The sequence below is a fragment of the Microbacterium sp. zg.Y909 genome (genome assembly GCF_024626565.1).
The window spans coordinates 1-9,921 of sequence record NZ_JANJFJ010000155.1 but is presented as its reverse complement, the minus strand read 5'-3'; the positions used below and the strand labels follow the sequence as shown (position 1 = coordinate 9,921).

Genomic DNA, 9,921 nt, shown 5'->3' with positions numbered 1-9,921 from the left:
TGACGATGTTGACGCCCATCGGCTCGGCCTCGGCGATGCCCTCGACACCGTCCCAGGCCGCGAGCTGATCTTCGTCGACGACGGAGCGGCTGAACGCATTGTCCGCTTTGGTGCCGCCGTCGAAGGCGAAGGCGCTGGCGGGCATGGATTTGAGGCCGGAGACCCCGTCATTGACCAGTCCGGAGGACAGGCCCGACAAGAGCACGACCAGCAGCGAGATGAGGGCGATGACCACGCCCATCAACGCGAAGCGGCCGCGGGCGAATTTCAGTTCGCGCAAGGCAAGGAACATGAAGGTCTTTCTGATCGTGAGTTTGTCGACACTCGTCGACATGATGCCGACAGTATGTCAGTAAAAACTGAGAGAGGCGCTCAGGCAGGGCCGTGGACGCGCCGCGCGCCTGCGCCGCAGACGACGATGCCCGCCGCCGGAGACCGGGGCGGGCATCGCTCGAGCAGCCGGACGGATCCGGCCGGTGATTACTTCCAGACCGTTGCGAGCAGGACGTTCACGACGGTGAGCAGACCGATCGAGGGCAGCACCCACGAGGCGACCTGATCCTTTTTGCGGTTGACCAGCGCGATGACGATGATCGCGATCAGAACGGCGAGCTTGACGCTGATCTTGACGTTGTTGACCTCGTTGCCGAGGGGGTACTGCAGGCCGACGAGCGCGATGCCGGTGACGAGCATGGTCCAAGCGCCGTGCATCATGGCGGGCAGCACGCGGGGCGTGCCGCGACGGGCGGATCCCATCTGGTAGAGCACGCCTCCGAGCAGCGCGGCCACACCGATGATGTGAAGGGCGAGGATGACGTTCTTCAGAATCTCCATACCCCCACCTTACCGACACGGTGTCGGAACACTTACCAGTCGGCGGGGTCAGCTGCGGTCTGCGGCAGACACCGTCTCCCCCGCGTCGTGCGGGGTCACGAGCAGGCGCGAGATGCGCCGCCGGTCGATCTCGGCGACTTGGATCGTGGCCCCGCCGACTTCCACCTTGTCGCCGATGACCGCCAGACGCCCCAGCTGCTCCACCACGAACCCGGCCACCGTGTCCGAGGCGCCCCGCGGCAGGCTGATGCCGGTGGCCTCTTCGAAGTCCTGCAGGTTCAGGCGCCCGTCGACGAGACCCCCGTGGGCGGCGAGCGCCGCCGGTGCCACCTCGGTGTCGTACTCGTCGAAGATCTCCCCCACGACCTCCTCGACGAGGTCCTCGAGGGTGACGATGCCGTCGGTGCCGCCGTACTCGTCCACCACGACGGCGATCTGGTCGTTCTCGGCGCGCATGCCGGTGAGGGTCGGGAGCACCCGTGCCGTGGCCGGCAGGTAGCGGATGGGGCGGACGATGCCGGCGAGCGGCGCTTCAGGGTCGGCCGCGGCCGCCTCGAGGACGTCACGCACGTGCACGAACCCGGTGATGTCGTCGATCGACTGGTCGACGATCGGGTATCGCGAGAACGGCAGGTCGCGCACCCGGCCCGCCGCCGACGAGACGGTGTTGTCGAGGTCCAGCGTGACCACCTCGGGCCGTGGCCGCATGACCTCGCTCAGGTGCCGGTGCCGGATCGACAGCACGTCGTCGAGGATGCGCCGCTCATCTTCGGGGAGCCCTTCGTGGCTCGAGACGATGTCGCGCAGCTCCTCGTCGCTCAGGCCCTCCGCCGTCTTGTTCGGGTCGCCGCCCAGCAGTCGCACCATGGAGTTCGTCGAGACGGACAGCAGCCAGATCACCGGACGCATGAGCCGCGCGAACCCGTTCACGAGCGGGGCGATGCCATAGGCGAACTGCGCGTTGCGCTGAATGGCCAGCCGCTTGGGCACGAGCTCCCCCAGCACCAGCGAGAGGTAGGCGATCACCAGGGTGAGCAGAATGGTCGCGACGAGCGTCGCCGTCGACTGCGACCATCCCCACGAGACGAACAGCGGGGCCAGGGATGGCGCGATCGACGAAGCGCCGAAGGCCGCCGAGGCGAACCCGGCGACCGTCACCCCGATCTGCACGGCGGAGAGGAAGGTGTTCGGGTTGCGTGCCAGCTCGGCGACCTTCTGGCCACGGGGGCCGCGCAGGGCGATGGCGTTGACCTGACTTTCCCGCAACGTGACCAACGCCATCTCGGTGGCGGCGAACACCCCGCCGATCAGCACGAAGACGATGACGAGCGCGATGTTGAGCAGCAGGTCCCCGCTCATCGTCGGGCTCCCCGCGGCCGCGGCATCCGATCAGATGCGTTCATGCCTCCAGCGTATGAAACCGCTCAGCGCACTGCACCGCGCGTGAGCCACCGCTGCAGGGCGGCATAGGCCTCAGCCCGAGGGTCGGCGCTGGAGAGGAAGAGGTCGTGGATGCCGCCGTTGATCCGCTCCACACTGACGCGCTTCCCGATGCGGGTGGCCGCCTTGGCGATGTCGTCGACGACCAGCACCGAGTCGGTGGAGGTCATGTCCTGCGACCACACCATGGGATTGGACGACCGCTCCGCCAGCATCACCAGAGCGGGACACCCGACATCCAGCCCCGCTGACACCCGGCGATGCCCTTCGAGGATCGCCGCGAGCCATCCAGGGTGCGTCGCGAAGCCCCGGTCCGGTCGCCACTGGGCGCGCGGCGGGTCGGCCGGCAGCGACCCCAGCTCGGTCTGCGCACGCGTGTAGAACCCGAGGTCGACCGCCGGGTGGGTGCCGAGCGGATCCACCCGCGCCCGCACTTGGACCAGGGGCGCGATCGCCTGGCGTCCGATCGCGCCCAGCTGTAGCTCCAGCCACGGGCTGTTGAGCACGAGTGCCGATGCGCGACCCGGGTGCCGGGCGGCCCAGAGCGTCAACGTCAACCCGCCGGTGGAGTGCCCCATCAGCACCAGCCGACGACCCGAGGCGGCATTCGGCGCGTGCCCCATCACCGCGAGCGCCGCGCCGATGTCGGCGCCGTATTCGTCGAGGCTGTTGATGTAGCCGGGTGTCTGCCCCTCGCGCAGGCTGCGTCCGTACTTGCGCAGGTCCAGCGCGTGGAACCGGGCCCCCAGGTGATTCCAGAACCGGGCGAGCTCGGTCTGGAAGAAGTAGTCCGACCAGCCGTGCACATAGAGCACGTCGACGTCGCGCAAGGGCTGGGTCATGCGCGCCGTGAGCGACGGGAGGCTCCGGACGAGCGTTGCCACCACCGGACCTTCGTCGTCGTTGCCGAGAGGCAGGGTGAGGCTCTCGAACGGCGCCCCCAGGATGTCGGTGGTCCACTGCTCGGCCATGGGGGTCAGCCTACGATGCTCACGCGCGCGCCGCCGGGCTCGGAGGCACCCGCTCGCCTGTCGCATGTCGTCGCTTCCGGGCACGGGAAACCGCGATCCGCGACAGGCGAAGCGCCCCGAGGGACCCCGCGCCTGCCGCACCGCCCGGCTGAGCGCGCGCTACTCGCCGCGTGAGACCGTGATCATCTCCTCGCGGGAGACGACCTTGATGCGGGCGCGCTCGCGCGCGGCGCCGAGCGCGACCTCGTACTCGTCGAGACGGTGCCAGCCCTCGAGGTCGGTCCACCGCACGCCGCGGGATGCCAGCAGCTCGGGGATCGCCTCTTCCGAGGGGTCCTCGGGCGTCCACCACGAGCCCTGGTCGTTGATGATGTGCCCGACCGTCTCCATGGCATCCGACTTGGTGTGGCCGATGAGGCCGACCGGTCCGCGCTTGATCCAGCCCGTCGCGTAGACGCCGGGGACCCGCTCGTTGGAGTCCTTGTGGATCACCTGGCCCTCCTGGTTCGGGATGACGCCGTGCCGCTTGTCGAACGGCACTCCGGGAAGGGGGGATCCGAAGTATCCGACGGCACGGTAGAGCGCCTGAACGGCCACCTCCCGCAGTTCGCCGGTGCCCTCGACGCCGCCCTGGCCGTCGGGACGGGTGCGCTCGTACACGAAGGCGGTCACGCGGCCCTCGGCATCCGTCTTCACCTCGACGGGTTTTGCCCAGAAGTGCAGGTGCAGCCGGCGCGACGCCTCGCCACCGGCGTTGTTGACCGAGGGTCGCTGGCGCCACGACTGCAGCACCCGGTCGATCACCATGACCTGCTTGTTGCTGGCGACGGCCGCACGGGATGCCTCGTCGTAGTCGAAGTCCTCGTCGTAGACGACCATGTCGACGTCGCGCAGCTCACCGAGCTCACGCAACTCGAGCGGGGTGAACTTCACCTGCGCCGGTCCGCGACGACCGAACACGTGCACGTCGGTGACCGGCGAGGCCTTGAGGCCCTCGTAGACGTTGTCGGGAATCTCGGTGGGAAGCAGATCTTCGGGGTGCTTGACCAGCATGCGCGTGACGTCGAGGGCCACGTTGCCGTTGCCGATGACGGCGATCGACTCGGCCTCCAGCGGCCAGGTGCGGGGCACGTCGGGGTGGCCGTCGAACCAGCTGACGAAGTCAGCGGCGCCGTATGACCCTTCGGCGTCGATGCCGGGGATGTCCAGAGAGGTGTCGCGGATGGCGCCGGTGGCGAAGATCACCGCGTTGTAGTGCCGCTTGAGGTCCTCGAGGGTGATGTCCTCGCCGTACCGCACGTTGCCGAACAGGCGGATGTCACCACGGTCGAGCACCTCGCGCAGCGCGTTGATGATGCCCTTGATGCGCGGGTGGTCAGGGGCGACGCCGTAGCGCACAAGGCCATAAGGCGCGGGAAGCTGCTCGAACAGGTCGATCGACACGTCGAAGCGACGCTCGGCTTTGAGGAGGAGGTCGGCGGCGTAGATGCCTGCCGGCCCGGCGCCGACGATCGCGAGTCGCAGCTTGGTCATGGGTGGTGGTCCTTTCGTGGTCGACGTCGCGGGGGCTCTTGAGAGCCGGGTCCGGCGCCGGTCAGCTGGATCGGTCGGCGACGGCGCGCGCGAACCGGGTGAGCGCTTCGCGCACGGCGCCGTCGGGAAGGGGCTCGAGGGCGGCGATCGCGGCGTCCGACCATTCCCCGGCGAGAGCCTGGGTCGCGGCCGTCGCCTCGTGATCGCGCAACCGCGCGAGGGGCTCGTCGAGGATGGCCGGATCGGCGCCGTCGGCGATGAGCGCGACCCCTTCGTCGATCTCGGCGCGAAGGGCGACGGATGCTGCATCCGTCCGCTGCCCCAGCAGCAGGTACGGCATGGTCGGCACACCGGCGCGCAGGTCGGTGCCGGGAACCTTGCCGGTCTCGTCGGGGTCGGCGGACAGGTCGATGACATCGTCCAGCAGCTGGAACGCAACGCCGGCCTTCTCGCCGAAGGCGACCATCGGCTGCTCGAATTCACGCGGCGCGTTGCCGAAGATGACTCCCGCCTGAGCGGATGCCGCAATCAGCGAGCCGGTCTTGTCGGCGAGCACCTGCAGGTAGAAGGCGACGGGATCATCGGATGCCTGCGGGCCGACGGTTTCGTGCATCTGGCCGAGCACGAGGCGCTCGAAGGTGTCGGCCTGCAGATGGATCGCCTGCTCGCCGAGCCGCGCCATGATCTGGCTGGCCCGGGAGAACAGCAGGTCACCGGTGAGAATGGCGACGTTGTTGCCCCACACTGCGTGGGCGCTCGGCACGCCGCGGCGCACGTCCGCGCCGTCCATGACGTCGTCGTGGTAGAGCGAGCCCAGGTGCGTGAGCTCGAGGGCGGTGGCCGCCGCGATGACCTCGTCGGTGGCTCCGTCGCCCAGCTGCGCGGTCAGCATCGCCAGCATCGGGCGCACGCGCTTGCCGCCTGCCTCGTAGAGGTAGCGGCCCGTGGCATCCGCCAGGGCGTCGGTGGTCTTCAGCTCGGCGGCCATGTTCGCCTCGACACTGTCGAGACCGGCTTCGATCCGCGCGATCAGCTTGCGCGCGCGGGGACCGGCGAACACGCGCTCGGTCAGGCCGAGGCGGCTCGCCAGGCGGGTACCCGGCGTGGAAGGGCTCGCAGTCACGCTATCCAGCCTACCGGGGTCGCGTCGGCCCGAGCTGACTGCTCAGCGACCAGTCAGCGGCTTACGAGCGCGGTGCAAGGCGACGATGCCGAAGGTGAGGTCGCGGTAGGCGACGTCCGCCCACCCCGCCTCGCGCATCCAGGCACTGAGCGTGGGCTGGTCGGGCCAGTCGCGGATCGACTCGTTGAGGTAGTCGTAGGCCGCGGCGTTCGAGCTGACGGCACGGGCGACCACCGGCAGCACCCGGTCGTTGTAGAAGCGGTACAGGCCGGCGAACGCGGGCGAGCGGGGGTGCGAGAACTCGCAGATCACCAGGCGCCCGCCGGGAGCGGTGACCCGCAGCATCTCGGCGAGGGCCTTCTTGGGGTCGTTGACGTTGCGCAGGCCGAACGAGATGGTCACCGCGTCGAACGCGTCGTCTTCGAAGGGCAGAGCCGTGGCATCCGCTTCGACGAACGACAGGTTGGGCGCGGAACCGTGCCGGCGCCGCCCCTCGGCGATCATGCCGGGCGAGAAGTCGGCGGCGACCACTTCGGCGCCGCTCGCGGCGAGCGCGACCGAGCTCGCCCCGGTGCCGGCGGCGAGGTCGAGGATGCGCTGTCCTGGACGCGGGGCGACCGCGCGGGTGGTGGCCACGCGCCACAGCCGGTCGTTGCCCAGGCTCAGCACGGTATTCGTGCGGTCATAGGCGGGAGCGACCTCGTCGAACATGCCGCTCACACGGGCAGGGTCCTTGCCGAGATCGGCGCGCAGAGGTTCGGAGGTCACCCCTCGATCCTACGGCGCGGCGCCGCCGGCCTCGCTGAACTCCGCCAGGCGGGCGAACCAGCGCTCGGCGGTCGCGTCGTCGAAGGGCGCCTCACCGGCACGCACCCGCGCCTCGAGATCGACGGCGACCTGCTCCAGTCGGTCGACGAGATCGAGCGGGTAGCCATAGAACACCCGGTGCTCCTCCCACTCGTCGCGGTCCTCGATGTAGACCTCGGTGCCGACGCGCTTCACGACATCCAGGTCCATGTCGATGCCGACAGGCTCGCCGTCCTGCCAGCCGACGTCCCACGCAATGTCGATGTAGATGCGGGTGCGGTGCGGCGGCGAGTTGCGGGTGAGCACCCAGGTGCCGTCCGGCGGGATCAGCGTGACATCGGGGTACTCGGTGACGATGTCGCGCCCCGGGCGCACGCTGCGGTCGCCGACGCGCTGCCCCACCCAGTCCCCCCACTGGTCGCTCCCGAGGTACACGCACTCGTGCACCCAGTGGGTGCCGCCGTCCCACTTCCGCCAGCGGAACAGCAGCGGTGTACCGGGGGCGGGGCGGTCGGATGCCGCGGAGGTCGCGTCCATCTGGCGAGTCTAGGCTTGAGGGGTGACTTTGACTCCTCCGCGCCTCGTCGTGCGGACGCGGGAGATCGACCACGTCGAGGACCTGCTGCCGTTCACGTCCCCATCGCACCCGAAGGCGTGGATCCGCCGCGGCGACGGCATGGTCGGATACGGCACGGCATACGCGTTCAGCGGTAACGGCGCCGAGACCTACGGCTCGCTCGCCGATGGCTGGAAGCAGCTGTCCGCGGCGGCGGACATCGACGACCCGCTGGGCCTGCCAGGCACCGGCCTCGTCGCCTTCGGCGCACTGGCGTTCGACGCCCGCTCGCACCGCGACAGCGTGCTGAGCGTTCCCCGCGTGATCGTCGGCCGTCGCGGCGGCCGGTCGTGGGTCACCACGATCACGCACGCCGACGCAGGGGCGGGCGACGAGGCGCGCGACCTGCTCGGGGACGGCGACGGTCCGCTCGAGCCCATCGAGACGCCGTACGGACCGCACTGGTCGGGCACCCTCGGCCCCGGCGAGCAGTCCCCGGCCGGATACATGGCCGCCGTGCAGGCAGGCCTCGACGCCATCGCCGCGGGCGAGGTCGGCAAGGTGGTGCTGGCCCGCGACCTGCGCGGCAGCGTACCCGTGGGCTCGGATCTGCGGCGACTCGCGCGCGCCCTGGCATCCGACTATCCCGACACCTGGGTGTTCGCCGTCGACGGCCTCATCGGCGCGAGCCCCGAGACCCTCGTCACCGTGCACGGCGGCACCGTCACGGCACGCGTGCTCGCCGGCACCACACCGCGCGGGGCGGATGCCGACGCCGACACCGCCGCGGCGTCGGCCCTGGCCTCGAGCCCCAAGGACACAGACGAGCACGAGTTCGCCGTGCAGAGCGTGCTCGCGTCGCTCCGCCCCCACACCCGCGCGCTCGCGGCGAGCGATGCGCCGTTCACGCTGAAGCTCCCCAACGTCTGGCACCTCGCCACCGACGTCGAGGGGGAACTGCGCGGCGCGGCATCCGCTCTCGACCTCGTGAGCGCGCTGCACCCCACCGCCGCCGTCGCCGGCACGCCGACGGCTGCCGCCGTGGAGCTCATCCACCGCATCGAGCCGTTCGACCGCGGTCGCTACGCAGGCCCGGTCGGGTGGATCGACGCCCACGGCGACGGCGAGTGGGCCATCGCGCTGCGGTGCGCCCAGTTCGACGCCGCCGCGGCGCCGGGCGCGCCGATCGCCGCGACCGCGTACGCGGGCGCCGGCATCGTCGCGGGCAGCGACCCCGAGACCGAGCTCATCGAGACACGCGTGAAGTTCCGGCCGATCGTCGACGCGCTGGCCTGACTCTCCGGCGCGTCTGCGGCCGACGCCCGCCGGCGCCCACCCTCCCCGTGCTCCCCCGTCGCGGATGACGGTTTCCCGCCCGCACAAGCAACAGAACGCGACAGGCGAACCCGTGCGACGGGACGTTCCGGCCCCGAAGCACCCGCCGGCTAGGTCGCCGCGAGGCGCTTCTTCTCCGCCTCGACGTCGAAGGTGGCCGGCGGCCACTGCGGGTCGAGGCGCTCCAAGGTCGCCAGCAGCAGGTGCTGCACCGCGAGGCGTGCGTACCACTTGCGACCGGCGGGGACGACGTACCAGGGGGCGACGTCGGTGGAGGTCCGGTCGAACACGGTCTGGTAGGCATCCATGTACTGCGGCCAGAGGAGCCGTTCGTCGATGTCGCCGGGGTTGTACTTCCAGTACTTCTCGGGCCGCTCCAGGCGCTGCATCAGCCGCTCCTTCTGCTCGGCCGGCGAGATGTGCAGCATCACCTTCACGATGGAGGTGCCCTCGTCCGTGATGCGCCTCTCGAAGTCGTTGATGGCTCCGTAGCGGCGCTCGATCTCCTCCGGCGGTGCGAGCTCACGCACCCGTCCGATCAGCACATCCTCGTAATGCGAGCGGTCGAAGACGCCGATGTAACCGGGGTGGGGGACGTTCTTCTCGATGCGCCAGAGGAAGTCGTGCGCGAGTTCCTCCTTGGTGGGCTTCTTGAACGCCTTCAGATGGATGCCCTGAGGGTCGGTCGCACCGATCACGTGGCGCACGATGCCGCCCTTTCCGGCGGTGTCCATCGCCTGCAGCACCAGCAGCACCGAGGGCTTGGAGTGGTCCTCCCGGCTCTGGGCGTAGAGCCGCTCCTGCAGTTCGTCGAACTCGTGCGCCCCGACGACGAGATCCTCGGCGGCCTTGGCCTTGTCCTTCCCGTACCCCGGCGTCGCACGGGTGTCGACGTCGGCGAGGCGGAACCCCTCCCGCACCCGCAGCGCCTCGACCAGGTCGACGTTGACATTGGACTGACGTATCGCGGTCATGCAGTCATCATGGCGGATGCCGAGCTCCGCGGCACCTGCTTCTGTCGCTCAGCGCGGCAGGGGAACCTCGATGAGCTGGCGGCCGCCGACGGGCGAGGTGAGCGCCTGATCGAGCGCGGCGCGCGTGGTCACCCGCTGGTACTCCCAGCCGTACGCGGTGGCCAGCGGCTCGAGCCGTGCGGTCTGCGGCGTGTACAGCACGCGGTCCATCGCCGAGGACCCCGCCACAGCCGCGACCTCGAGACCGTCGAAGATCGTGCCGCCGCCGTCGTTGCCGACGATCACCTGAATGCGCGGCTCGTGCTCGTGCGGGGGCAGCAGCAGCGCGCCCACATCGTGGAGGAAGGC

General features: G+C 70.1%; 9 protein-coding genes and 2 pseudogenes. 1 reads left to right on the top strand and 10 read right to left on the bottom strand.

Going from position 1 to position 9,921, the window contains the following annotated elements:
* From NQ160_RS12345 to NQ160_RS12310, 8 genes and pseudogenes are all read right to left on the bottom strand, one after another.
* Nucleotides 1-334 (bottom strand): annotated as a pseudogene (locus NQ160_RS12345) (hypothetical protein); the annotation flags it as partial.
* A 146-nt stretch (nucleotides 335-480) separates the two neighbouring features.
* Nucleotides 481-834: a hypothetical protein gene (locus tag NQ160_RS12340; protein WP_257515528.1), complete on the bottom strand. Its 354-nt coding sequence runs from the start codon at nucleotides 832-834 to the stop codon at nucleotides 481-483.
* A 48-nt stretch (nucleotides 835-882) separates the two neighbouring features.
* Nucleotides 883-2,193, bottom strand: coding sequence for a hemolysin family protein (locus NQ160_RS12335; RefSeq protein WP_257515527.1), 1,311 nt, complete (start codon nucleotides 2,191-2,193; stop codon nucleotides 883-885).
* A 65-nt stretch (nucleotides 2,194-2,258) separates the two neighbouring features.
* A complete protein-coding gene (locus NQ160_RS12330) occupies nucleotides 2,259-3,245 on the bottom strand; it encodes an alpha/beta hydrolase (RefSeq protein ID WP_257515526.1) in 987 nt (328 codons plus the stop codon).
* Between the two features lie 159 nt (nucleotides 3,246-3,404).
* Entirely contained in the window at nucleotides 3,405-4,778 is a 1,374-nt protein-coding gene (locus NQ160_RS12325; RefSeq protein ID WP_257515525.1) for an FAD-dependent oxidoreductase, read from the bottom strand.
* Between the two features lie 61 nt (nucleotides 4,779-4,839).
* Nucleotides 4,840-5,901: a polyprenyl synthetase family protein gene (locus NQ160_RS12320; RefSeq protein WP_257515524.1), complete on the bottom strand. Its 1,062-nt coding sequence runs from the start codon at nucleotides 5,899-5,901 to the stop codon at nucleotides 4,840-4,842.
* Between the two features lie 42 nt (nucleotides 5,902-5,943).
* On the bottom strand, nucleotides 5,944-6,669 hold the full coding sequence (locus tag NQ160_RS12315) for a demethylmenaquinone methyltransferase (RefSeq protein WP_257515523.1): 726 nt from the start codon (nucleotides 6,667-6,669) through the stop codon (nucleotides 5,944-5,946).
* Nucleotides 6,670-6,678: 9 nt separating this feature from the next.
* Entirely contained in the window at nucleotides 6,679-7,245 is a 567-nt protein-coding gene (locus tag NQ160_RS12310) for a YgaC family protein (protein WP_257515522.1), read from the bottom strand.
* A gap of 28 nt (nucleotides 7,246-7,273) precedes the next feature.
* Here NQ160_RS12310 and NQ160_RS12305 point away from each other — a divergent pair, with 28 nt between their 5' ends.
* Nucleotides 7,274-8,560, top strand: coding sequence for an isochorismate synthase (locus tag NQ160_RS12305; protein ID WP_306853249.1), 1,287 nt, complete (start codon nucleotides 7,274-7,276; stop codon nucleotides 8,558-8,560).
* A 149-nt stretch (nucleotides 8,561-8,709) separates the two neighbouring features.
* Here the strand turns inward: NQ160_RS12305 and NQ160_RS12300 are convergent, their stop codons facing one another.
* The gene (locus NQ160_RS12300) at nucleotides 8,710-9,573 is read right to left on the bottom strand and encodes a PPK2 family polyphosphate kinase (protein WP_257515520.1); all 864 of its coding nucleotides are present in this window, start codon (nucleotides 9,571-9,573) and stop codon (nucleotides 8,710-8,712) included.
* 48 nt (nucleotides 9,574-9,621) lie between these two features.
* A pseudogene (locus tag NQ160_RS12295) lies at nucleotides 9,622-9,921 on the bottom strand (2-succinyl-5-enolpyruvyl-6-hydroxy-3-cyclohexene-1-carboxylate synthase); the annotation flags it as partial.

Bases quoted from the DNA above. Each gene is read 5' to 3' on its own strand.
- NQ160_RS12340 (WP_257515528.1), bottom strand. From the start codon at position 834: ATGGAGATTCTGAAGAACGTCATCCTCGCCCTTCACATCATCGGTGTG.
- NQ160_RS12335 (WP_257515527.1), bottom strand. From the start codon at position 2,193: ATGAGCGGGGACCTGCTGCTCAACATCGCGCTCGTCATCGTCTTCGTG.
- NQ160_RS12330 (WP_257515526.1), bottom strand. From the start codon at position 3,245: ATGGCCGAGCAGTGGACCACCGACATCCTGGGGGCGCCGTTCGAGAGC.
- NQ160_RS12325 (WP_257515525.1), bottom strand. From the start codon at position 4,778: ATGACCAAGCTGCGACTCGCGATCGTCGGCGCCGGGCCGGCAGGCATC.
- NQ160_RS12310 (WP_257515522.1), bottom strand. From the start codon at position 7,245: ATGGACGCGACCTCCGCGGCATCCGACCGCCCCGCCCCCGGTACACCG.
- NQ160_RS12300 (WP_257515520.1), bottom strand. From the start codon at position 9,573: ATGACCGCGATACGTCAGTCCAATGTCAACGTCGACCTGGTCGAGGCG.